The organism is Sandaracinus amylolyticus (assembly GCF_000737325.1).
Classification (GTDB): domain Bacteria; phylum Myxococcota_A; class Polyangia; order Polyangiales; family Sandaracinaceae; genus Sandaracinus; species Sandaracinus amylolyticus.
In genome coordinates, this window is the sequence record NZ_CP011125.1 from 6,320,526 (window position 1) to 6,343,123 (window position 22,598).

Annotated in this window: 18 protein-coding genes; 10 read left to right on the plus strand and 8 right to left on the minus strand. The window is 72.8% G+C overall.

Annotated features, from left to right (window positions below; genetic code table 11):
* Positions 1-49 precede the first annotated feature (49 nt).
* Together DB32_RS26535 and DB32_RS26540 are read right to left on the minus strand one after the other, a co-directional pair.
* Entirely contained in the window at positions 50-1,954 is a 1,905-nt protein-coding gene (locus tag DB32_RS26535) for a hypothetical protein (protein WP_053235434.1), read from the minus strand.
* Between the two features lie 264 nt (positions 1,955-2,218).
* Positions 2,219-3,658 (minus strand): hypothetical protein, encoded by a 1,440-nt coding sequence (locus DB32_RS26540; protein ID WP_157069415.1) that lies wholly within the window; start codon positions 3,656-3,658, stop codon positions 2,219-2,221.
* A gap of 114 nt (positions 3,659-3,772) precedes the next feature.
* Here DB32_RS26540 and DB32_RS26545 point away from each other — a divergent pair, with 114 nt between their 5' ends.
* Positions 3,773-5,134, plus strand: coding sequence for a sigma-54-dependent transcriptional regulator (locus tag DB32_RS26545; RefSeq protein ID WP_053235436.1), 1,362 nt, complete (start codon positions 3,773-3,775; stop codon positions 5,132-5,134).
* A gap of 7 nt (positions 5,135-5,141) precedes the next feature.
* On the opposite strand, the gene DB32_RS50025 is transcribed toward DB32_RS26545, so the two are convergent.
* Positions 5,142-5,639 (minus strand): acyl-CoA carboxylase biotin carboxyl carrier protein subunit, encoded by a 498-nt coding sequence (locus DB32_RS50025; protein WP_053235437.1) that lies wholly within the window; start codon positions 5,637-5,639, stop codon positions 5,142-5,144.
* Between the two features lie 134 nt (positions 5,640-5,773).
* On the opposite strand from DB32_RS50025, the gene DB32_RS26555 reads away from it, so the two are divergent.
* The 4 genes from DB32_RS26555 to DB32_RS26570 all read left to right on the plus strand — a co-directional run bounded on the left by DB32_RS26555 (position 5,774) and on the right by DB32_RS26570 (position 10,313).
* Positions 5,774-6,220: a flavodoxin domain-containing protein gene (locus DB32_RS26555; RefSeq protein ID WP_053235438.1), complete on the plus strand. Its 447-nt coding sequence runs from the start codon at positions 5,774-5,776 to the stop codon at positions 6,218-6,220.
* A gap of 98 nt (positions 6,221-6,318) precedes the next feature.
* Positions 6,319-6,768 carry a hypothetical protein gene (locus DB32_RS26560; protein ID WP_053235439.1) on the plus strand — a complete coding sequence of 150 codons (450 nt, stop codon included), beginning with the start codon at positions 6,319-6,321 and terminating at the stop codon, positions 6,766-6,768.
* Positions 6,769-6,826: 58 nt separating this feature from the next.
* Complete coding sequence (locus DB32_RS50030; protein ID WP_053235440.1) at positions 6,827-8,353, plus strand: response regulator; 1,527 nt, start codon at positions 6,827-6,829, stop codon at positions 8,351-8,353.
* Between the two features lie 70 nt (positions 8,354-8,423).
* Positions 8,424-10,313, plus strand: a complete 1,890-nt coding sequence (locus DB32_RS26570) for a GYF domain-containing protein (RefSeq protein WP_053235441.1) — start codon at positions 8,424-8,426, stop codon at positions 10,311-10,313.
* A gap of 640 nt (positions 10,314-10,953) precedes the next feature.
* On the opposite strand, the gene DB32_RS26575 is transcribed toward DB32_RS26570, so the two are convergent.
* The gene (locus DB32_RS26575) at positions 10,954-11,301 is read right to left on the minus strand and encodes a hypothetical protein (protein WP_053235442.1); all 348 of its coding nucleotides are present in this window, start codon (positions 11,299-11,301) and stop codon (positions 10,954-10,956) included.
* Between the two features lie 108 nt (positions 11,302-11,409).
* Here DB32_RS26575 and DB32_RS26580 point away from each other — a divergent pair, with 108 nt between their 5' ends.
* The 5 genes from DB32_RS26580 to DB32_RS26600 all read left to right on the plus strand — a co-directional run bounded on the left by DB32_RS26580 (position 11,410) and on the right by DB32_RS26600 (position 17,885).
* Positions 11,410-13,458, plus strand: a complete 2,049-nt coding sequence (locus DB32_RS26580; RefSeq protein ID WP_053235443.1) for a thioredoxin domain-containing protein — start codon at positions 11,410-11,412, stop codon at positions 13,456-13,458.
* 69 nt (positions 13,459-13,527) lie between these two features.
* Positions 13,528-14,217 carry a hypothetical protein gene (locus DB32_RS26585; RefSeq protein ID WP_053235444.1) on the plus strand — a complete coding sequence of 230 codons (690 nt, stop codon included), beginning with the start codon at positions 13,528-13,530 and terminating at the stop codon, positions 14,215-14,217.
* Positions 14,218-14,230: 13 nt separating this feature from the next.
* Positions 14,231-15,235: an AraC family transcriptional regulator gene (locus DB32_RS26590; RefSeq protein WP_053235445.1), complete on the plus strand. Its 1,005-nt coding sequence runs from the start codon at positions 14,231-14,233 to the stop codon at positions 15,233-15,235.
* Between the two features lie 76 nt (positions 15,236-15,311).
* Positions 15,312-16,391, plus strand: a complete 1,080-nt coding sequence (locus DB32_RS26595) for a hypothetical protein (RefSeq protein ID WP_053235446.1) — start codon at positions 15,312-15,314, stop codon at positions 16,389-16,391.
* A 336-nt stretch (positions 16,392-16,727) separates the two neighbouring features.
* Positions 16,728-17,885: an amidohydrolase family protein gene (locus DB32_RS26600; RefSeq protein WP_157069416.1), complete on the plus strand. Its 1,158-nt coding sequence runs from the start codon at positions 16,728-16,730 to the stop codon at positions 17,883-17,885.
* Here DB32_RS26600 and DB32_RS26605 read toward each other — a convergent pair.
* Genes DB32_RS26605 through DB32_RS26620 form a run of 4 tightly spaced genes read right to left on the minus strand, consistent with a single transcriptional unit; the run spans position 17,854 to position 22,569 of the window.
* A complete protein-coding gene (locus DB32_RS26605) occupies positions 17,854-19,143 on the minus strand; it encodes a serine/threonine protein kinase (protein WP_053235448.1) in 1,290 nt (429 codons plus the stop codon). The genes DB32_RS26600 and DB32_RS26605 overlap by 32 nt on opposite strands.
* 50 nt (positions 19,144-19,193) lie before the next feature.
* Entirely contained in the window at positions 19,194-19,508 is a 315-nt protein-coding gene (locus DB32_RS26610; RefSeq protein WP_205627083.1) for a DUF3817 domain-containing protein, read from the minus strand.
* A gap of 40 nt (positions 19,509-19,548) precedes the next feature.
* Entirely contained in the window at positions 19,549-20,700 is a 1,152-nt protein-coding gene (locus tag DB32_RS26615) for an FAD:protein FMN transferase (protein WP_053235450.1), read from the minus strand.
* Positions 20,701-20,742: 42 nt separating this feature from the next.
* Positions 20,743-22,569 (minus strand): sensor histidine kinase, encoded by a 1,827-nt coding sequence (locus DB32_RS26620; RefSeq protein WP_169791559.1) that lies wholly within the window; start codon positions 22,567-22,569, stop codon positions 20,743-20,745.
* Between the last annotated feature and the right edge of the window lie 29 nt (positions 22,570-22,598).

The window sequence follows — 22,598 nt, forward strand, 5'->3', positions numbered from 1 at the left end:
GGCCGGTGAGCGACGCTCACCGGCCTTTTTCGTCAGGTTCGACGCTGCGTCAGATGCAGGTCGGGTTCACGCAGAAGTTGTGCGGCGAATTCGGGTCGGTCCCCGCGGGGATCGCCATCATGCGGCGCGCACGCTCTTCCTCGCTGATGTCGGGATCGTTCGCGCCGACCGCGTCGAGCCACGGGCGGTCGTCGCAGGTGTCGCCGAGCAGGCCCGCGGCGGTGCACTGCGAGTCGTTCTCGCAGGGCACGCGGCAGGTGCGGTCCGCCGCGTCGCACGCGAGGATGCCCGAGCGGTTCGCCGGGTCGAGCCCGGGGCACTGGTCCGCCGCGGCGGGATCGCAGAAGTCGCCGATCGAGCCCGGCGTGCCCGCGCCCGGGCGCACCGTCTGGAGGCACTCCAGGCGGATGTCCGAGTTCGTCGTCGGGCTGATGCCGGCGAACGAGATGCGCTGGCCGTCGGCACCGCACAGCTCGCCGATGTCGCTGCCAGGCACCGCCGCCTCGGCGGTCTCGTAGAACCAGCCCTGGCCGCCGCCACCCGCCGCCGCGGGGCTGATCTGGATGACCTTGCACATCTGACGCGGGACGCCGTTGACGTCGACGGTCTCCGCGAAGTCCGGGTCACGGCCGGGCAGGCCTTCGCAGCTCGTCGTGTCGCCCGTCGCCGGAAGGATCTCGAAGACGTCGCACTGGACGAAGCCCTCGGCATCCGGGTTCAGGTCGCGCGGGAGGCACGCGCCACCGAGCGCGTCGGCGATCTTCGCGATGATCGCGTCGAGCGCGCCGGCGTAGCTCTCCTGACAGATCGACTGGATGGTCGCGCTGCCGCCCGCCTGCTCGATGGCCTGCGCGGCACGCACGATGCGGCGCGGCGGGAACGCGACGCCGCGGCCCGGCACGTTGCACGAGGGACGAAGACGCGTCGGCATCGACGGGTCGATCATCTCCATCATGTCGGGGTGCGCGAGGATCTCCTCGTAGTTGATCGCGCTCGGATCCGAGACCGACTCGACCGGGACGCCGACGATGCCGGCGAAGATCAGCAGGTTCGGGTTCTGGCGGAGGCCGAGCAGACCGCTACGACCGTCGATGCCGCGGACGTAGCGCTCGACCGGGTGGACCTGCGCCGGGAACGAGAAGCAGCGGAGGTTGAGGTCGACCGAGCTGAAGTCCGGGCTGCCCGGATCGAAGAGCGCCGGGTTCGGCGTCGAGCAGTCCTCTTCGTCGGTGACGAGGATGACCGCGAGCGCCGAGTTCGGGCGGATGAAGCCGTCGTTCGCGCCGCCGGGGCCCGAGTGGCCGAGCGTGCTGTTGTGGAAGAACGGCGGCACGTAGTCCGCGACCGTCCACGGCTGCGCCGACGCGGGCGAGAGCGCCTTGAGAACGGCCTCGAGCTGCTGCTCGAAGCCGCAGCCGCCGGTGCCGGTCGTCGCGACGCACGCGACGTCCGCCGCGAACGTCATGGGATCGTCGCGATCACGCTGGAAGTCGAAGACGTTCGGGTACGTCGCCTCGCAGCCCGGGATGGACGTGCGGCCGCGCGTGATGAGCACGCCGTCGTCGCCCGCGTTGGCGCCGAAGAGGCCGCCGTCGCAGGTCGGGACCTCGAAGCCACCGACGCCCATGTCGCTGGTGACGACGCCGATGTGCAGCGAGCGCACCGGCTCGAAGTCTTGCATGCCGTCGCCGTCGCGATCACCCGAGGCGAGCACGCGCACCAGGGTCGGCAGCTCCTCGGTGAGCGAGGTCTGCTCCTCGGCCATCGAGTTCGAGTTGTCGATCATGAAGAGCAGATCGACCTCGTCGACGCTCTCGACGCGGATGTTGTCGCCTGCGCGAGAGCGCGTGCACGGGTTGACCGGCTGGAGCGAGCGCTCGAAGCACCCCATCCCCACGATGCCGATCGCCGCGATCACGAGCGCGGTCCCGATCTTCCTCCGACGAAGACCCATCGAAAATCCTCCAGAAGCTCCCCGTCCGACGCGTCGTTCCAACGCTGCGCGTCTCACGGGCGGGCCAACGATACAGTCCCGGTGTCGTCCCGATCAATGCCTGGAGGCCACGATCGAGCGAGACCGGGTCGTTCCGTGCGCAAGGTCCGATCCACCGCGCGTGCCGAGCGAATCACGGGGGATCCGCGGCTCGAAGCGCGAAGCCCGCGCCAACTCGGTTGACACCGAGCGGGCGCGGGCCGGGCGATCTCGTCACGCGATCGATCAGGGACCGGTGGGCGAGCCGGCGTCCTCTTCGATCGTCGGCGGGGCTCCGCCGTCGCGCGGCGTCTCGAAGTAACACGACGCGACGACCGACGCGCCGAGCGGCGGGCGCGCGGCGTCGGTGAAGACGATTTGCGGGCACTCCTCGCTGTCGGCGTAGAAGTAGCCTTGCCCCGTCGAGCCGTCGGCCGCGACCTGGTCGACGACACACACCGCGCGTCCGTCGTCGCGCTCGACCTCGGTCTGGCCGCGCGCGCGATCGCACGACTCGCCCTCGGCGAGCTTCACGCGCAGCTCGCACTCGACGCGCTCACCGACCAGCGGGATGCGGCGCGGCAGGCAGAACTCGCCGATCTGCTGCGCGATCGCGCGCGTCACCTCTTGGATCGCGGGACCGAAGTCGTCCGAGCAGATGCTGTGCAGCACCGAGCGCTCGAAGCGGCTCGCGACCTCCACGATGCGCCGCGCCGGCGTCGCGTCGCCGTTCTCCGAGGTGCACGCCGCGGTGGGAACTCGCCGGTTCATCGAGTCGGTGCGCTCGCCGTAGACCATGCGCGGATCGGCGAGGATCGTCGCGGGGCTCTCCCCCGAGAGATCGATCGGCAGACCGGTGATCGCGCCGAAGACGAAGCTGCCGTCCTCGCGTCCCGCCGCGAGCCGCGTCGCGAGCGAGTCGATCGAGCGCAGCCACGCCTGGCTCGCGCCGTTCGCGCCCAGCGCCGCGTCCTGGCAGAGCAGGTTCACGCGACCGGTGCGCTCGAACTCCGCGTAGAACGCGTCCGGCTGCTCGAGCGAGCAGTCCTCTTCGTCGCTGAGCACGAGCACCGCGAGGATCGCGTCCTCCGCGGGGAACCCGTCGGGCACGTCGCTGCCACGCTCGACCGCGCGCGATGCCGCTTCGAGCTGCTGCTCGATGCCGCAGCCGTTCAGACCGAGCGAGTCGACGATGCAGCCGATTCGCGCCGCGAACGCGCCGGCGTCTTCGCCGGTCTGGTAGACCTGCAGCCCGAGCTCCGCGCCGCTGCACGACGCCGCGCTCTGGTACTCGCCGTCGTCACCGAGCCCTTCGCAGACGCCGACGCCGTCCGGCGCCGGCACGCCCGACGTGCCCATGTCGGTCGTCACGATCGCGACGCGCAGGCGATCGACCGCCCCCCAGTCGGCCCGTCCATCTCCGTTCTCGTCGGGCGGCGTGGTCAGATCGCGCACGAGATCGGCGATGCGCTCCTCGAGGATGTCCTGCTCCTCTTCCATCGATCCCGAGTCGTCGACGAGCAGCACGAGATCGACGTTGCGGAAGCCGCCGGTCGTGAGCCGCACCTCCTGCACGTTCCCGAGCCGCGGGACGATCGCCCCCGTGTTCCGCTCGAAGCAGCCCGTCGTGATCACCAGCGCGATCAGGACGGACAGCACCGCCCCGAGCCGATTGCCTGAATGCATCGCTCCACCTCCGGACGATCGGCGCACCGGCCGCTGCGCTCGCGCGACCTCGCCGTCGTCGTGTGCTGCGTCGTCGCTGCCCGCGCGCGTTTCCAACGGGTATGCTCGCGCCGGATGAGCGCGCGCGTCCTGGTCGTCGACGACGAGGAGAACCTGCGGCTCGTGCTGCGCACGATGCTGCGGAAGCACGGCTACGAGGTGGAGACGTGCGCGAGCGCGGAGCAGGCGCTCGAGACGATCGACGCGAGCGCGCCCGACTTCGTGATCGCCGACGTGCGGATGGGCGGCATGAGCGGCATCGAGCTCACGAAGGAGCTCAAGCGACGCGGCGCGGACGCGGTCGTGATCGTGATGAGCGCGTTCGGCTCGGTCGATCTCGCGATCGAGGCGATGAAGGCGGGCGCGTACGACTACGTGAGCAAGCCGTTCAAGCAGGACGAGGTGCTGCTCGCGCTGCGCAAGGCGGAAGAGCGCGAGCAGCTGCGCCGCGAGAACCAGGCGCTGCGCGAGGAGCGCGCCCAGAGCGCCCGCTTCGAGACGATGATCGGCCGCAGCGAGGCGATGCACCGCGTCTTCCGCGTCGTCGATCGCGCGGCCGAGGTCGCGACGACGGTGCTGATCCAGGGCGAGAGCGGCACGGGCAAGGAGCTCGTCGCGCGCGCGCTGCACGATCGGGGTCCGCGCAAGAGCAAGGCGTTCGTCGCGGTGAACTGCGGCGCGATCCCGGAGTCACTGCTCGAGAGCGAGCTCTTCGGGCACAAGCGCGGCGCGTTCACCGACGCGACGAGCGACAAGACGGGGCTCTTCGAGGCAGCGCACGAGGGCACGATCTTCCTCGACGAGATCGGCGAGCTCCCGCTCGCGCTGCAGGTGAAGCTGCTGCGCGTGCTGCAGGAAGGAACGCTGCGGCGCGTCGGCGAGACCAAGGATCGCAAGGTCGACGTGCGCGTCGTCGCGGCGACGGTGCGCGATCTCGAGAGCGAGGTGCGCGAGGGCACGTTCCGCGAGGACCTCTTCTATCGCCTCAACGTGCTGCCGCTCACCGTGCCGCCGCTGCGCGATCGCAAGGACGACGTGCCGCTGCTCGTCGATCACTTCGTCGCGCGCAACAACACGCGGCTCGGTACGCGCGTGCGCGGCGTCGACGAGGCCGCGCGCAAGATGCTGCTCGCCTATCACTGGCCGGGCAACGTGCGCGAGCTCGAGAACGTCGTGGAGCGCGCGATGGTGCTCGCGGAGCGCGACGTGATCGGCGAGGTGGATCTCCCGGAGCGCGTGAAGCGGAAGGAAGACGCGCGCCTCGTCGCGCTCGCGAGCGACGAGCTCTCGATCAAGAAGACGGCGCGCTGGATGGAGGAGACGCTCATCCGTCGCGCGCTCGAGCAGACCGGCGGGAACCGCACGGCGGCGGCGAGGCTGCTCGAGATCAGCCATCGCGCGCTGCTCTACAAGATCAAGGACTACGGGATCCGCTGATCGCTCGTCAGCCGAACGTCACGAGCAGCGCGCGTCCCTCGACGCTCGCGCCCTCGCTCACGTGCACCTGCGCGATGGTCGCGTCGCCCGGCGCGCGGAGCTCGTTCTCCATCTTCATCGCCTCGACGACGACGAGCGGCTGGCCCGCCGTCACGCTCTCGCCCGCCGCGCACAGCACGCGCACGACACGGCCCGGCATCGGCGCGCGCAGCTCCTTCGCGCTCGCGCCACCACCCGCGCGCTTGCGATCCGCGCGCGCCCGCTCGCTCAGCACGTGCGCGACCGCGCGCGCCGCGCCCGCCGCGAGCTGCACCTCGTCGCCACCCGCGTTCGCCACGATCACGTCGTGCACGCGCGCGCCGAGCCGCACGCTCACGCCGCCCGGCACCGGCCGCACCTCGCCGTCGACCTTCGCACCGTCGAGCGTGACCGCGATGGCTCCGCTCGGCGCGATGGTCACGTCCACCTCGCGCTCGCGCCCGTCGATCGTGACCCGGTACTTCATCGCGCGCGGACCCTACTCTCCGCGTGCGCGCCGCTCAAGAGCCCGATCGTCCCACGCACGTGATGCCGTCGCGAGTGACGCCGATCACGATCGGTCCTTGAGACGATCTCGCGGCTACACCATCATCGCCCGCCGTGAAGATCTTCATGATCGTGGGGAGCGAGTCGGGCAACGCCGAGATGGTCGGGGACGTGGTGAAGGACACGCTCGACGCGCTCGGCCACGAGACCGCGCTCTTCAAGGAAGGCGGGCTCGGCGACGCGGATCTCGCGGCCCAGTCGGTCGTCCTCCTGATCACGTCGAGCACCGGCATCGGCGACATCCCGCAGAACATCGAGCCGCTCTTCGACGAGCTCCGCGATCAGCGCCCCGATCTCTCGCGCGTGCGCTACGGGCTCGTGGGCCTCGGCGATCGCAACTACAAGGACAGCTTCCTCGGCGGCCCGAAGAAGTGGGACGCGCTGCTGACCGAGCTCGGCGCGAAGCGCGTCGGCGAGCGCCTCGAGCTCGACGCGACCGACAACCCGTGCCCCGACCAGGACGCCGCCGAGTGGGTGCGCGGCTGGGTCGCGCAGTTCTGACGACGGAGCTGGCCCCGGGCGCGCCCGCGGAATACCTTCGGCCCGCGCGCCCGTTCGGCGTCCATCCGCTCATGCGATCGATGCGTCCACTCGCCCTGATGTCCCTGCTCGCCGTCGCCTCCACGGGCTGCGCCGCGCGGATGATCCCGAACACCGACGTCGAGGACACCGACGACAACCGCGAGGTCGTCGAGTTCGTCGAGCAGTACCGACACGCGATGGAGGCCCGGAACCCCGGGCAGATCCTGCGCCTCGTGTCCGAGAGCTACTACGACGACAACGGCACGCCGACGACCGAGGACGACATCGACTACGGCCTCCTGCAGGAGCGCGTCGCGCGGCTCGCGGAGGACGTGATCGAGGTGCGCTACGAGATGCGCTACCGCCGCGTCACGTTCCGCAGCGATCGCGTGGTCGTCGACTTCACGTACACTGGTCGCTTCAAGGTCCAGACCGCCGAGGGCGAGCGCTGGGCGCGACGCCTCGCCGACAATCGCCTCGAGCTGGTGCGCGAGAACGGCGAGTACCGGATCGTATCTGGGTTGTAAGCCTGCGTTCCTCGTTTACGGCGAGACCGGACCTCGCGTAGGATCCGTGTCTCGCTGAATGGCCGGCCCGGGCGACAAGAAGCAGCTGGGGAAGATCCTCCTCAAGCAGAAGCTCGTGACGCCCGGTGAGCTCGACGACCTGCTCGATCAGCAACGACGCAGCCCCGGGACACGCCTCGCGTCCGCAGCGATGCGATCGGGCAAGCTCGAGGAGGTCGATCTGCTGCGCGCGCTGAGCGAGCAGCACGGCGTGCCCGGCATCGATCTCTCGCAGGTCGTCGTCCCGACGCAGAACCTGCGGCTCGTCCCGATCGACGTCGCGCGGCAGTCGCTCATCCTGCCGTTCTCCGTCAAGGACGAGGAGATCTTCCTCGCGATGGCCGACCCCGACGATCGGCGCGTCATCGACGAGATCGAGTTCGTCACCGGCCGCACCGTGCACCCGTACGTCGCGCTGCACGATCACCTCGCGGAGGTGATCGACGCCGCGTACCAGCAGCTCGATCGCGGCGAGCCGCACTACGTCGGGCCCAACGCGCCGGCGGACTACCTCGAGTCGCTCGGCATCCGCAGCGCCGCGCCGCCTCCGCTCCCGCGAGCGCGCACGCGCGCCGTGATCGGCAGCGACGATCTCGACGCGCAGGCGACCCCGCCGGGCGTTCCTCCTCCGCGCCGCATCACGAACGCCGGCACGCGCCCGGGAACGCAGCCCGGCACGCGCCCCACGGAGCGACGCCTGCCGACGCTCGACCCGGTGTTCGACTCGCGCGTCGGCCCGCTCCCGAAGGAAGAGATCGCCAGCGCGCTGCGCGCGCCCGATCGCGTGAAGCGCGTGCTCGTCGTCGACGACGAGGACGACATCCGCCGCATGCTCCGCCGCGTGCTCCAGGAGCGCGGCTACCAGGTGCTCGAGGCCGCGAAGGGCGGCGACGCGCTCCAGATGGTGCGCGAGCACGTGCCCGATCTGATCCTGCTCGATGCGATGCTCCCCGAGATCCACGGCTTCGACATCTGCCGTCGCATCAAGGGCAGCCAGAAGTACGGGCACATCCCGATCATCATGCTGAGCGCCATCTATCGCGGATGGCGCTTCGCCGAGGACTTGCGCGAGTCGTACGGCGTCCAGGTGTTCCTCGAGAAGCCGTTCAAGATCTCCGACGTCACGCAGGCGATCGAGCGCGCGCTGGAAGGCACCACGAACGAGCGCGACGAGGACGAGGAGCTCTCGTCACAGGCGTCCGACGCGCTGACGTCGGGCATCGAGGCGTACAAAGCGGGGAACATCGACGACGCCATCGCACACTTGCGGAGAGGTGTGGGGATCGACCCGCTTTCCTTCCGCCTCCACTACCACCTCGGATTGCTGTACGGTCGGCGCGACAATCTGTTCGAGGCTATCCACGAGATGGAGACCGCGGTGGACCTCGCGCCGCGCAACTTCGCAGCCCTGAAGAACCTCGCGGTCCTCTATCAACGCGCAGGCTTCAAGCACCGCGCGATCGAGATCTGGGAGCGCGCGATCGGCAGCGCCCCGGACGAAGAGACGAAGCGCGGAATCAAAGAACACCTGATGAGCCTGCTCTAACGGCCCCGTTGACCAGCTCAGACCTTTCCTTCCGTCGACCCGCCCTCTCGCACGGTGGAGCGCATTTCGGATGAAGTTCCTCTGCCCCAACTGCAAGGCGAAGTACCAGATCGCCGACGAGAAGGTCGCCGGTCGCACGCTGAAGATGGATTGCCGTCGATGCGGCAACAGCATCGTGCTGCGCGCGGATCAGGCGATCGACGAGACGTCCTCGCCCGACGCGAAGGCCAGCGCCTCCGTCGCGCCGACGCCCGCGGCGTCCGCGGGGACGAGCCGTCCGGGCGCCGCGCGCCCTGCGCCCGCGTCGACCAGCCGCGGCGGGTCGGGCCTGCTCAACCCGGCAGGGGCATCGCGCCGCACCCAGCGCGGGGGATCGCACGTCGGCCCCGCGCCCACGCGCCCTGCCGCAGCGCCGCGCTCGGCGCTCGGCGCCGACTTCCGGCGCAGCGTCGCGGCGGGCCCGCCCTCGCTGACGCCCGAGGCGCCGCGCACGACGGCGCTCGACCAGTGGCACGTCGCGATCAACGACGTCCCGGTCGGCCCCATGCGCCGCGAGGAGATCTCGCGGAAGATCTCGACCGGCGCGGTCACCGGCGACTCGCTCGCGTGGCGCGAGGGCTTCGACGACTGGCGCCCGCTGAAGGACATCCCCGAGCTCGCCGCGCTGCTGCGCAAGAGCGAGGCGCGCCCGCCGACGATGCCGCCCGCGAAGCCGCCGGCCCCGGCGCGTCCCGCGGCGCCCTCGGCACGCCCGGGCGGCGCGACCGCGTCGCGTCCCGGCACCGCGCGCCCGGCGACCGCGTCGAGCACGAGCTCGGCCGCGACCCGCTCGGCGCCCTCGACCGCGGCGGCTGCGCGGAATTCGAACGTCGTGCCGATCGGCGGGCGCCTCGGCGCGTCGGCCGCACCGGCGCTCGACGACGAGGGCTTCGACGATCTCGAGGGCGAGCCCACGCGCGTCGCGAGCTCGCTCGATCTCGCGGACGAGGCGCAGCTGATGGCGCCCTCGATCGCCCCGGCGCCCGCGACCAAGGCGAAGTCGGTGCCGCCGCCCGCCGCGGTCGAGCTCGACGAAGCGCTGCCCGATCCGTTCCCGAGCGCGCCCGTCGCGGCCCCGAAGTCGACGCCGGTCGCGCCCGCGGTGTCGGTGCTCGCGACGAGCGCACCGGCGCCGGTCGCGCAGCCGCGCGCCGAGCGCGAGCGCCGTGGCCTTCCGGTCGGCGCCTGGATGGGCATCGCGAGCGCGCTCGGCTTCGGCGTCGTGATGGCGCTGATCATCGCGCCGCGGCTGCTCCCGGCCGCGACGCCCGGACCGATGGTGGCGGTGACGACGCCGCCGGTCGCGACCCAGCCGCAGCAGCCGCGCGAGGCGCCGGTCGAGGTGCCCGCGCAGCCGGCGCCCGAGGCCGCCGCGCCGACGCCGGAGACGCCGGCGGCACCGGCGCCCGAGCAGCCGACCGAGACGGCGCGCGCCGGCCACGGCCGTCGCGGCGCGAGCGCGGGCAGCACGCCCGCCACCACTGCGACCCCGCCGGCGACCGCGCCGACGAAGGCCCTCGATCCGGCGTTCGCGCGGTTCGCGGACGAGGGCTCGTCGGCGGGCGTCGCGCCGATCGCGCCGCGCCCGACCGCGGGCGAGCGCACCGGCGGCGGCGGCGGCGATGGCAGCGGCGAAGGGCTCGAGCCGGCGCAGGTGCGCGCGGTCGTCTCGCGCGAGCAGCGCGGCCTCCAGAGCTGCTGGGAGCTCGCGATCCGCGGCATGCGCGACGTGCCCACGACGCGCATGGACGTCGACATCACGATCGGCGGCTCGGGCACGGTGACGCAGGCGACGGCGCGTGGCGTCGGCGTCGGGAACCTGTCGGACTGCATCGAGCGGAACGTGCGCCGCTGGCGCTTCCCCTCGTCGGGCGGCTCGACCCAGATGAGCTTCCCGGTCGTCTTCCAGAGCACCAACTAGCCCCGGGGGGGCTGCGCGCCCCCCCTGTCGACCCCCCGAGCTGCGCGCGGGTCCTCAGCCCGCTTGCGATCTCGGCCGCCAACCGGCGCGGCGGGCCCGGGGGCTGCGCGCCCCCCTGTCGACCCCCCGAGCTGCGCGCGGGTCCTCAGCCCGCTTGCGATCTCGGCCGCCAACCGGCGCGGCGGGCCCGGGGGCTGCGCGCCCCCCCTGTCGACCCCCCGAGCTGCGCGCGGGTCCTCAGCCCGCTTGCGATCTCGGCCGCCAACCGGCGCGGCGGGCCCGGGGGCTGCGCGCCCCCCCTGTCGACCCCCCGAGCTGCGCGCGGGTCCTCAGCCCGCTTGCGATCTCGGCCGCCAACCGGCGCGGCGGGCCCGGGCGCTGCGCGCCCCCCGTCGACCCCGAGCTGCGCGCGGGTCCTCAGCCCGCTTGCGATCTCGGCCGGCAACGGCGCGGCGCCCGGGAGTCGCGCTGTAATCACCGCGGTTCTCGGGCGCGAGGATCGCCTCCTCGCCGTCCTGGAGGCGAGTCGGCGTCGCAGAATCGCGTCTTGGCGGCGCCGGAGGCGATTCCGCGCTGCAGAATCGCGTTCTGCCGCCGAATTCGACGGCTCGCTGCGCCGTCAGTGCCGTGTCCCTGCGCTTCAGCGCATCAGCAGGCGGACGGCGAAGTAGACGACCACCGCGACGATCGTCGCGATCGCCACCGTCATCGGCCAGCTGAGCCCGCCCGCGGGCGGCGGCGCCACCGGACGCGGCGCGGCGGACGGGACCGAGTGCACCGTCGCGCGATCGTCTCCGCCGACACCGGGCGCGGTCGCCGGGCCGGTCGTCGGCGACGGTGCCTGCGCGACGTCGTCGAACCCGCGATCACGCAGCGAGCCCTCGTCCCACATGGCCGTGGGCTCGTCGGCGGCCCAGCGCGGCGCTTCGCTGCTCTGCGTCGCGCTTCCCTCGCCGGCTCCCCCCGGCTTGTCGCGGCCCTCGCTCACCGGGCGGCAGTCTCGCAGAAATGGTCTCCGAGGCCAATCGATCGGAGCGTCGCGACCGCAGCTCGGGCGCGCGTTGCCGGCGCGACGGGGGCGCTCCATGTGCCGCCCATGCCGAACCGCCTCGCCGAAGAGCGCTCGCCGTACCTGCGCCAGCACGCGCACAACCCGGTCGAGTGGTACCCGTGGGGCGACGACGCGCTCTCGCGCGCGGCCGCCGAGGACAAGCCGATCCTCCTCTCGATCGGCTACAGCGCGTGCCACTGGTGCCACGTGATGGAGCGCGAGTCGTTCGACGACCCCGCGACCGCCGCGCTCATGAACGAGCTCTTCGTGAACGTGAAGGTCGATCGCGAGGAGCGCCCCGACCTCGATCAGATCTACCAGCTCGTCGTGCAGATGATGGGGCGCAGCGGCGGCTGGCCGCTCACCGTGTTCCTCACGCCGGAGCGCAAGCCGTTCTACGCGGGCACGTACTTCCCGCCGGTCGAGCGCTACGGCATGCCGAGCTTCGCGACCGTGCTGCGCGCGGTGCGCGAGGCGTGGGATCACCGGCGCGACGAGATCGTGCGCACCGCGGACGAGCTCACGAGCGACATCGTGCGCGCGACCACGACGCGCAGCGATGCGCGCGACGTGCCGAGCGACGTCGCGACGCGCGCCGCGAAGAAGCTCGCGACGCGCTTCGACGAGGCCCACGGCGGGTTCGGCAGCCGCCCGAAGTTCCCGAGCACGATGTCGCTCGACGTGATGCTGCGCGCCGCGCACGCCGGCGACGCGACGATGGGCGCGCGGGTGCGCAAGGCGCTCGACGCGATGCGCGCCGGCGGCATCTGGGATCACCTCGGGGGCGGGTTCCATCGCTACTCGACCGACGAGCGATGGCTCGTGCCGCACTTCGAGAAGATGCTCTACGACAACGCGCTCCTGATGCGGCTCTACGCCGACGCGCACCGCGCGTGGGGCGACGCGCGCGACGCCGAGACGGTGCGCGCGATCGCGTCGTGGGTGACGCGCGAGATGACCGACGCGGAGGGCGCGTTCTACGCAACGCAGGACGCCGACAGCGAGGGCGAAGAAGGGAAGTTCTTCGTGTGGCGCCCCGAGGAGCTCGACGCGCTGCTCGCGCCCGAGGAGAGCGCGGTCGCGAAGCTCGCGTGGGGCGTCGCCGAGGGCGGCAACTTCGAGCACACCGGCGCGACGGTGCTGCACGCGAACCGCGCGCTCGACGTGGTCGCGACGCGGCTCGGGATCACCGTCGAGGAGGCGCGCGCGAGGCTCGAGCCCGCGCGCGCGAAGCTGTTCGACGCGCGCGAGAAGAGGCCGAAGCCGTTCCGCGACGAGAAGGTGATCGCGACGTGGAACGGGCTGATGATCGGCGCGCTCGCGGACGCGTCGGGCGCGCTCGGGGATCGCGCGCTGCTCGAGATGGCGCGTCGTGCGCTCGCGACGGTGCGCGCGCGGCTGTGGGACGGCGCTGCGCTGAAGCGCGTGTGGATGGAGGGCGAGGCGCGCATCGATGCGTTCCTCGAGGACCACGCGGACCTCGCGGGCGCGGCGCTCGACGTGCACGAAGCGTCGGGGGATCGCGACGCGCTCGACTTCGCGAAGGCGCTCGTCGATCGCGCGATCGAGCGCTTCTGGGACGAGGACGAGCGCAGCTTCCGCTTCGCGTCGAAGGACGCGCGCGATCTGATCGCGCACACGCGCGACGCGTACGATCACGCGGTGCCCTCGGGCACGTCGTCGATCGCGCACGCGCTGCTGCGGCTCGGCGCGCACCTCGGCGACGAGCGGTACGAGCGCATCGCGGAGTCGGTGCTGCGCGCGAACGTGGGCAGCGCGCTCGATCAGCCGATGGGCTTCGGGCACCTGATCGGCGCGATGGATCGCTACGCGCGCGGCGCGACCGAGGTGATGATCGTCGCGCGCGAGGACGACGCGCGAGCAGACCCGCTGCTCGACGTCGCGCGCCGCGCGTGGGCCCCGAACCGCGTGCTCGCCCGGGTCGATCCCGGCGCGGGCGACGTGGGGCTCGCGTCGCGGCTCGGGGGGCGACGACAGCAGAACGGCGGACCGACCGCCTACGTGTGCCGGGCCCGCGCCTGCGGCCTCGCGATCACCCGCGCGGACGAGCTCGCGCGCGACCTGAGACCCTGAGCCGTCGTCCCCGTTGCGCGCCGCGCGCGCCCCGAAATACGCTCGCGGCCGTTCAACGAGGGGGGACACATGGCGACGGCGAAGACGACGCGGACGAAGCGGGGACCGACCGAGCTGACGCAGATGGCGCTCGCTGCGCTCGAGCTCGCGACCGAGCACCGCGCGCGCATCGATCCGAGGCTCCCCGCGGGGCTGCGCGACGGGCTCTCGCGCGACATCGCCGCCATCGGCACGCTGGTGCCCGAGGCGCTGCAGACGCGCGCCGAGCGCGGCGCGGCGACCGCCGAGCAGAACGGCGCCGCCGCGCGCGCCAAGGAGCTCGTGATGGCGATCCGCCGGACGATCTCGAGCGCCGACGAGCTCGGCGCCAGCGCGCAGCGCGCGTGGGGGCTCGGCCTCGAGGTGCGGCCCACCGTCGTCAAGTCGGTGCTCGCCGCGGGCGATCAGATCGTGGCGCGGGCCGCCGCGAAGCCCGACGAGGCGCGCCTCGCGGGCGTGCTCGAGAGCGACCTCGACGCGCTGCGCGCGGCGCTCGCCACGACGCGGGGCGCCGACACCACGCAGGAGTCGCGCAAGCACGGCGCGAAGAGCGCGACCGCGGCGCGCGACGCGGCGATGCGGCGCATCGAGCAGTCGGTGCGGAAGATCAGCGCGGTCGGTCAGCTCGCGTTCGTCGGGGACGGCGAGCTGGCGAAGAAGTTCGACGCGCTGGTGCCCTCCACCCGCCGCAAGCCCGGCAAGAAACCCGATCCCAGCTGACGCCGCCCTCGACATGCCATCTGCAGCACGCACCAGCGACGCACACCACTTCGTCGGCACCCCGCTGATCCACACGCGGTCGCTCGACGAGGCGGTGCAGATGCAGTCGTCGATCAACTCGCCGGTGCGCGTCGAGCCGCTGCGCGGCCGCGATCCCTTCGAGTTCCGCGCGTCGCGCCTGCAGCTCGGCGACGTCGCGATCGTGATGAGCGGCTACCGCGCCGAGATCCGCGCGCACTCCGCCCACGTCACGCAGCGGTTCGGGCTCGTCGTGCCGGTGCGGAAGGGCGGCGAGTCGCAGCAGTCGGGGACCACGGCGCCGCTCGTCCCCGGCCGCAGCGGCGCCATCGTCTCCCCGAACGCGCCCGCCGGGTTCACGCTCGGCGCGGGCTATCGCGGCATCCAGCTCTCGATCCCGCTCGCCACGCTCCGCGCGAGCTTCGAGGCCCTCGCCGGCGCCTCGGGCCGCGGCGCGCCGTGCTTCGAGGTCGCCATCGATCTCACCCGCGGCGGCGGCGCTTCGGTGCTCCGCCTGCTGCGCTCCGTCCTCGACGACGTGCGCGCCGGCTCGAGCGTGCTGACCGCACCTCCGGTCGCGGCGCGGCTCGCGGACACCATCGTCCACGCGATCCTGCTCGGCCTGCCGCACACCGAGAGCCACCTCCTCGTCGAGCCGCGTCGAGCCTCGGAGCCCGCGCTGCTGCGACGCGCCGAGGAGTACCTCGCGGCGAACGCCGACCGCCCGGTCTCGAGCGCCGAGCTCGCGCGCGCGATCGGCGCGAGCGGACGCGTCATCGCCGCGGCGTTCCGCGCGCACCGCGACGCCTCGCCGATCGCGTTCCACCGCCAGCGGCGGCTCGAGCTCTCGCGCCGCCTCTTGCTCGAGTCGCCCGAGCGATCGGTCACCGACGTGGCGCTCGCCTGCGGCTTCGTGCACCTCGGGCGGTTCAGCGTCGAGTACCGCGCGCGCTTCGGCGAGAGCCCCTCGGACACGCGCCGCCGCGCCGCGAGTGGATAACGCGCGCGCTCGAAGCGGATAGCGCGCGCCGCGCGCCGCCGGATACACGGGTCTCGCTCACCGAGGAGGTCCGTGCATGGGGCGCAGCTGGTCGAGGTCGTTCGGGGTCGCTCTTCTCGTCGCCCTCGCGGCGGGGTGCGGAGACAGCGGGGGCGACGGCGGGAGCGACGCCGGCGGCGGGAGCGACGCCGGCGCCCCTCCGCTCGACGGCGGACGAGGCCCCGACGCGCGCGCCCCGATCACCTGCGGCGACGGCACCTGCGACGACGGCGAGGACTGTCCCGCCGACTGCACGGCAGGCCCCGAGTGCGGCGACGGGACCTGCGACGAGTCGGAGGTCGACTCGTGCGCCGTGGACTGCCCGAGCTGCGAGGGAATCACCGACTGCGGCGAGTGCCAGGAGTGCGCGCAGCAAGGACGATGCGCGACCGTGCGGCAGAACTGCGGCCCCGACTGCATCGCCCTCGGGCGGTGCCTCAGCGGGTGCGCCGACGATGAGGTCTGCGCGCGGGAGTGCGCGTCGGCCGCCCCGGGGTCGGCGCAGAGCGAGTACTTCGACCTCGCCCAGTGCGTGGCGTGCGGTCCCTGCGAGACCGCGTGCGGAGCAGCGGCCTTCTGTCCCGACGGGCCGGCATGCGGCGATCGCACGTGCAGCGCAGGCGAGACGCCGGGGTCCTGCCCGGCCGATTGCGGGCCGAGCACGTGCGGCGACGGCACCTGTGGCGCTGCGGAGACGAGCGCCTCCTGTCCGGCCGACTGCCCGCCCTGCCCCGACGGCGTCTGCGCCGCCGGCGAGTCGCTCGCGTCGTGCCCCCAGGACTGCGCAGTCTGCGGAGACGGCGCGTGCACGCCCGGCGCCGAGTCGACCGAGAGCTGCGCGGCGGACTGCCCTTCGAGCTGTGAAGCCGAGGGCGCGAGCTGCGAGGCGTGCGTCGAGTGCGCGGTCGACTCCGTGTGCGAGGCGGCGGGGCTCGACTGCGCGGCGACGGCCGGCTGCGCGGCGCTCTTGAGCTGCGTGAACGAGTGCACGACCGACGCATGCGCCCAGGCGTGCGCCGCCGCGGCGCCCCTCCCGGCCGTCGCCGCGTACGGCGCCTACTCCGACTGCGTGTTCTGTGACGGGTGCCAGACCGCGTGCGAGGTGACGGACTGCTGATCGCGGAGGAACGGCAGCGTTCCTCACCCGAGCCGGCGTGACGGCGGGTCGCGCGACGCCGCGCGCGACCCGCAAGACACTGCGCGCGACCCGCAAGACACTGCGCGCGACCCGCAAGACACTGCGCGCGACCCGCACGACACTGCGCGCGACCCGTAACTCACTGCGCGCGACCCCCACGACACTGCGCGCGACCCCCACGACACTGCGCGCGACCCGCACGACACTGCGCGCGACCCCACGACACTGCGCGCGACCCCCACGACACCGCGCGCGACCCGCACGACACTGCGCGCGACCCCCACGACACTGCGCGCGGGCGAGTATCTTCGCGCGATGCGGGGCACGCCTCGAGGGAGCCGGCTCGGGCTGGTGGTCGCGGTCGCCGCGATGACGATCGCGATCGCGTGGCGGGTGTGGCCCGACGCGCCGCGCGCGAGCACGCGCCGCTTCGCCGACATCCCGCGCATCGACGTGCACGTGCACGTCCCGCCGGCGCTCGCCGAGCGCGCGCTGCGCACGTTCCGCGAGCACGGCGGCGTCGTGATGGCGCTGAACGCGTCGGGCGGGCATCCGAACGGCGGCGGGCTCGAGGAGTCCGCCGAGGCGATGCGACGCACGAACGGCGCGCTGCGCCCGTACTGCCATCTGGATCTCTCGCGCGTCGAGCGCGCCGACTTCGCGGACTACGCGCGTCGCTCGCTGCACGCGTGTCGCGACGCGGGCGCGGTCGGGCTCAAGGTGTTCAAGGCGCTCGGGCTCGGCATCTCGCTCGCCGATGGATCGCTCCTCGCGGTCGACGATCCGCGGCTCGACGTGGTGTTCGAGACGGCGGGCGAGCTCGCGCTGCCGGTGCTGATCCACAGCGGCGATCCCCAGGCGTTCTTCGAGCCCGCGACGCGCGACAACGAGCGCTGGGACGAGCTCTCCGCGCATCCGTCGTGGAGCTTCCACGGCGCGCGCCCCGACGGTCACGGCGCGTGGCCGAGCTGGCGCGAGGTGTTCGAGCAGTACGAGCGACGCGTCGCGCGCCATCCGCGCACGCGCTTCCTCGGCGCGCACTTCGGCAACGCGCCCGAGGAGCCCGAGACCGTCGCGCGCATGCTCGACGCGTATCCGAACCTCTTCGTCGAGACCGGCGCGCGCATCCCGGAGATCGGCCGCCACGATCCCGCGCGCATGCGCGCGCTCTTCGTGCGCCACCGCGAGCGCATCCTGTTCGGCACCGACTTCCAGATCGGCGCGCGCGGCACGCTGGTGCTCGGCTCGGCGGGGCGCGAGGCAGATCCGCCGTCGCGCGTGCCGGTGTTCTACGAGGCGCACTTCCGCTACTTCGAGACCGCGGATCGCCGCTTCGCGCATCCGACGCCGATCCAGGGCGACTGGACGATCGACGGGCTCGATCTGCCGCGCGACGTGCTCGAGGACCTCTACTGGCGCAACGCGACGCGCCTCTTCGGGATCAGCGCACCGCCAGGACGATCCACGCCGTGATCAGGATGACGAGCGCGATGCCGATCGCCGCGCCGATCACCGCGATCGACACGCTGCGCTCCGGCTTCTCGTCGTCCTCGTCGACCAGCGTGCGCGTCGCGGAGTCGCTCAGCGAGGGCTCGCGGTGGCGCTCGCGCGGCGGATCGCTCGAGGAGCGCGGCAGCTCGATCTCGCCCGAGAGGATCGCGGGCAGCGTGCCCGTGATGTTCGCGGCGCCGGGACGCAGCGGCGCCTTGTCCTCCGCGTCGAACATGCCGCCGATGATCAGCGCGACGCGCGCCTCGCTGACGTTCTGGCCCGCGCGATCGAGCCACGCCTCGAGCGCGCGCTGCATCTCGGCCGCGCTCTGGTAGCGATCCTCGGGGCGCTTCGCGAGCGCCTTCGCGACGATGTGCTCGAGCGCCTCGGGGAGCTCGGGGCGGACCGAGCGGATCGACGGCGCAGGCTCCTCGACCACCGCGCTCATGATCATCGGGAGGCTCTCGCGGCCGTGCAGCGAGCGCCCGCAGAGCGCCTCGTGGAGGCACACGCCGAGCGCGAAGATGTCGCTGCGCGCGTCGATCGGCGCGCCGCAGAGCTGCTCGGGTGACATGTACTCGTACTTGCCCTGCGGGTGATTGCTGGCGATCTGCGCCTGCGCGCTCGTCTTCGCGATGCCGAAGTCGAGCAGCTTCACGTCGCCCTTCCAGCCGAGCATCACGTTGTGGGGCGAGACGTCCTGATGGATGATCGCGAGCGGCTTTCCGTCGATGCCGCGCGCGTGGTGCACGTACTCGAGCGCCGCCGCGATCTTCGCGATGACGTGCACCGCGATCGGCACCGGCAGCCCGCCGTGCTGCTGCGAGCGACGGATCACGTCGCGCAGCGACACGCCGTGGACCCACTCGAGCGCCATGTACGTGAGGCCCTGGTCCTCGCCGCACTCGTAGACGTGGCAGACGTTCGGGTGGAAGAGACGCCGCGCGATGCGCCCCTCCTCGACGAACATCCGCACCATCTCGGCGTCGTGCTGCATCTCGGTGAGCACGCGCTTGACGACGACGTGGCGCACGGTGCCGTCGCCCTGGCGCGAGCGCGCGAGGTAGAGCTCCGCCATGCCTCCGCGCGCGATGCGGCCGAGGATCTCGAAGCCTCCGAGCCGCGCGATCGCCGGATAGTCGGGGACCTCCTGGGTCCCGAACATGTCGGTGCCGATCGTGGTGCGGCCGTACTCCCCGTCGTCGCCCCACCCCTCGGCGCCGTCTTCGCCGGCGCTCATCGCCGACGAGGATACGACGGCGCGCGCGGCGGAGGAAATCGGGCGATCGCTCAGCTGGTGGCGGGCGCGGGCGCGAGGTCCTCCTCGCGCAGCGAGCGATCGATCCAGAACGTCGCGAAGGGCACGAGCGAGGTCGCGAACACGAGCGCGCTGCGACGCCACGACCACGAGCGCGCGTCCGCGGCGCGGAAGAGCGCGATGAGGAACGCGACGAAGAGGATGCCGTGCACCGGGCCCGCGACGCGCACGGCGAGCGGGATGCCCCACACGTACTTGAGCGGCATCGCGACGAAGAGGAGGACCAGATAGGAGATGGCCTCGATGATCGCGACGAGGCGCAGGCGAGCGATCGGGGTGCTCAGCATGGCGGAGAGCATGGGGCCGCTCGCGTGCGAGCGCGACTGCCTACCGCGGCAGCCGACCTTCCGCGTCGAGCTCGACCCGCATCGTGAGCCGCTCGCGCACGCCCGGTGTCGTCCAGACCTTCAGGTCCGCGTCGATGATCACCGCCTCGACGCGCTCGGGCAGGCGCTCGAGCATCGCGAGGCAGCGCTCGGGGCCCATCACGAAGCAGCCGGTGTCGAGCCCGTCCGCGAGCAGGCCGGTCGGCGCGATGATCGTCACCGACGTCGTGCCGCGCGCGGGCAGGCCCGTCGTGAGATCGATGATGTGGTGCCAGTGCGTTCCGTCGGGCGCGCGGAACGCGTGCTCGTAGTCGCCGGAGGTCGCGATCGATGCGTCGGTCGCCTCGACGAACCCGATGTAGTCGCTGCGTCGCGGGTGTTGGATGCCGACGCGCCATCCGCGGTCGCCGCGCGCGCCGTGCACCAGCACCTGGCCGCCGCCGAAGATCATGAAGTCGCGGAAGCCGTGCTCCTGCAGCACCGCGCTCGCGCGATCGACCGCCCAGCCCTTCGCGATGCCGCCGAGCCCGATCGCCTGGCCCTCGCGGCGCAGCATCACCGTGCTCGCGGCCTCGTCGACGATCACGTCGCGCCAGCTCACGAGCGGCAGGCGCGCGCGCACCGCGTCCATGTCGGGCACGCGCGCTTCGCCGGGCTGGAACAGATAGAACTCGCGCAGCGCGGCCCACGTGATGTCGTACGCGCCGTCGGTCCACTCCGCGATGCGGAGCGACTCGCGCACGTTCGCCATCGTGTCGGCGCCGACGCGCACGGGCTCGCGACCCGCGGCCTCGTTGATGCGCGTGACCTCGCTGTCGGGGCGCCACTCCGAGAGCACGATGCCGAGCCGCTCCACCTCGTCGAGCGCGGCCTCGATCGCGCGGTGCGCGCGCGCGTCGTCGTCCGAGACGATCGTGATCTGATAGAGCGTGCTCATGATCGGGCGGCTGCCGCGCACGATCGGCACCTCGCTCGCCGGCGCACGCTGCGGCTCGGGCTCGCGCGACGGCTCGGGCGCGCGCGACGTCTCGCGCTCGCGCCGCGGAGGCGGAGCCGGCTCCTCCGACGCGCTCGATCCGCAGCCCGCCAGCGCGAGCGTCAGCGCGAGAGCGACACCGGAGCGAGCGAGGCGACGTCGAGCGAGCGGCGGCAAGCGGGCCCGGAGCCTGCCCCAGCCATCCGAGCGCGACAAGCATCAGGGCTGATCGCGGCGCGGGAGCTCGACCACGAGGCTCGCGCCCACGCCGTCCGCGGGGGTCTCGACGTGCACGTCGCCCCCGTGCAGCTCGACGAGCGTCTTGACGAGCGCGAGCCCGAGGCCGAGGCCGGCCTCCCTGCGCCCGCCGTCCGAGCCCGCCTGCCGGAAGCTCTCGAAGATGCGAGGGCGCTCGCTCTCGGGGATGCCGGGCCCGGTGTCGCGCACGGTGATGCGCACGCGGTCGGGGGAGCACGTCACCGTGATCGCGACGCGCCCTCCGCGCGGCGTGAACTTGATCGCGTTGCCGACGAGGTTCGAGAGCACCTGCTGGAGCCGCGCCGCGTCGCCGAGCACGAGCGCGCGCTCTCCGCGGCACCCTGCGCTCGAGAGCGCGATCGACTTCGCGAGCGCGGCGGGCTCCCACGACGCGACCGCGTCGGACGCGAGCGCCGCGACGTCGATCACGTCGAGCTCGAGGCGCATCTTCCCCGCGAGCACGCGCGACATGTCGAGAAGGTCCTCGATCAGCCGCGACTGCGCGTGCGCGTTGCGATCGAGGGTCGCGAGCGCGCGATCGACCTGCGCGGGGTCGAGCTTCCCGGAGCGGATCAGCGAGAGCCAGCCGAGCATCGCGTTCAGCGGGCCGCGCAGCTCGTGCGAGACGAGCGCGAGGAACTCCTGCTTCGCGCGGCCCATCGCCTCGGCCTCCGCGCGCGAGCGGCGCGCCTCGTCGAGCAGCCGCTGGCGCTCGACCGCGTGCTCGTGCTCGTCGGTGACGTCGAGCACGGCGCCGGTGAGCCAGCGCAGCGTTCCGTCCTCGGTGCGCAGGCCGCGCGCGCGACCGCGGACCCATCGCGTGGTGCCGTCCGGCCGGAAGACGCGGCATTCGATCGGGGCGACCGATCCGTCCATCATCGCGCGATCGAGCTCCGCGCCGAGCCGCTCACGATCGCCGGGATGCACCCACGCGAGCGTCTCGCCGTAGGCGTGGACGGAGGGCTCGGCGGGGCGACCGAGGATGCGGTTGAGCGTCGCGTCGCGCACCGTCACGAGGCGCTCGCGATCGACGCGGAAGGTCCCGATCTGCGCGGCGGCGTTCGCGGCCTCGAGCCGCTCCTTCGCGTCCTCGAGCTCGCGCACCAGCCGCCGCACCATCGTGCGCTCGCGGAGGTGACCGAGCGCGTGCACGACGCGGCCGCCGGAGCGCACCAGGACGGCGCGGTCGAGCACGTCGCCCCACGTGCCGTCGACACGCTGAAGTCGATACTCCGACCAGAAGAGCTCGTCGTCGCGCGCGATCGACTCGCGCAGCGTCCGCGCGACGCGATCCCGATCGTCGGCATGGATGTGCGTGTGGAACACCGCACGCGTGTGCCCGAAGTGCTGCGCCGCGGGCACCGTGCGCACGCGGCGGCGATCGATCCACGACATCGAGTCGGTCGCGACGTCCCAGACGTAGTCGACCTCGTCGGGCGCACCGACGTCGTCGCGGACCGCGAGATCGGGGATCGCGAACGCGCGCTCCACGCCGACCTCGAGCGCGGCGATGTGCGCGTCGAGCGCGCGATCGACGGTGCTCGACAGCGCTCGCAAGCGGACCGCGGCGTCGGAGTCACAGAGCGTGAGGTCGCGGAGCACGGCGCCGAGATGCACCAGCGCAGCGGTCGTGCCTGCGAGCTGGTGCGCGGAGGCGACGTCGTGGCACGGCGCGGGCTCGAGATCGCACGAGCCGTCGAGCGAGCCCATGCAGCGCTCGAGGAGCGCGAGCCGCTCGGCGTCGCGATCCGGCGCGCCCCCGTCGCGGGCCGACCATCGTGCGAGCACCCGTTCCCGGAGCGAGCTCGTCAGTGCGC

What these genes read in the sequence shown, in the direction of transcription:
- DB32_RS26535 (WP_053235434.1), bottom strand. Translation starts at nt 1,954, where the DNA reads ATGGGTCTTCGTCGGAGGAAGATCGGGACCGCGCTCGTGATCGCGGCG.
- DB32_RS26540 (WP_157069415.1), bottom strand. Translation starts at nt 3,658, where the DNA reads ATGCATTCAGGCAATCGGCTCGGGGCGGTGCTGTCCGTCCTGATCGCG.
- DB32_RS26545 (WP_053235436.1), top strand. Translation starts at nt 3,773, where the DNA reads ATGAGCGCGCGCGTCCTGGTCGTCGACGACGAGGAGAACCTGCGGCTC.
- DB32_RS50025 (WP_053235437.1), bottom strand. Translation starts at nt 5,639, where the DNA reads ATGAAGTACCGGGTCACGATCGACGGGCGCGAGCGCGAGGTGGACGTG.
- DB32_RS26560 (WP_053235439.1), top strand. Translation starts at nt 6,319, where the DNA reads ATGTCCCTGCTCGCCGTCGCCTCCACGGGCTGCGCCGCGCGGATGATC.
- DB32_RS50030 (WP_053235440.1), top strand. Translation starts at nt 6,827, where the DNA reads ATGGCCGGCCCGGGCGACAAGAAGCAGCTGGGGAAGATCCTCCTCAAG.
- DB32_RS26570 (WP_053235441.1), top strand. Translation starts at nt 8,424, where the DNA reads ATGAAGTTCCTCTGCCCCAACTGCAAGGCGAAGTACCAGATCGCCGAC.
- DB32_RS26580 (WP_053235443.1), top strand. Translation starts at nt 11,410, where the DNA reads ATGCCGAACCGCCTCGCCGAAGAGCGCTCGCCGTACCTGCGCCAGCAC.
- DB32_RS26585 (WP_053235444.1), top strand. Translation starts at nt 13,528, where the DNA reads ATGGCGACGGCGAAGACGACGCGGACGAAGCGGGGACCGACCGAGCTG.
- DB32_RS26590 (WP_053235445.1), top strand. Translation starts at nt 14,231, where the DNA reads ATGCCATCTGCAGCACGCACCAGCGACGCACACCACTTCGTCGGCACC.
- DB32_RS26595 (WP_053235446.1), top strand. Translation starts at nt 15,312, where the DNA reads ATGGGGCGCAGCTGGTCGAGGTCGTTCGGGGTCGCTCTTCTCGTCGCC.
- DB32_RS26600 (WP_157069416.1), top strand. Translation starts at nt 16,728, where the DNA reads ATGCGGGGCACGCCTCGAGGGAGCCGGCTCGGGCTGGTGGTCGCGGTC.
- DB32_RS26605 (WP_053235448.1), bottom strand. Translation starts at nt 19,143, where the DNA reads ATGAGCGCCGGCGAAGACGGCGCCGAGGGGTGGGGCGACGACGGGGAG.
- DB32_RS26610 (WP_205627083.1), bottom strand. Translation starts at nt 19,508, where the DNA reads ATGCTGAGCACCCCGATCGCTCGCCTGCGCCTCGTCGCGATCATCGAG.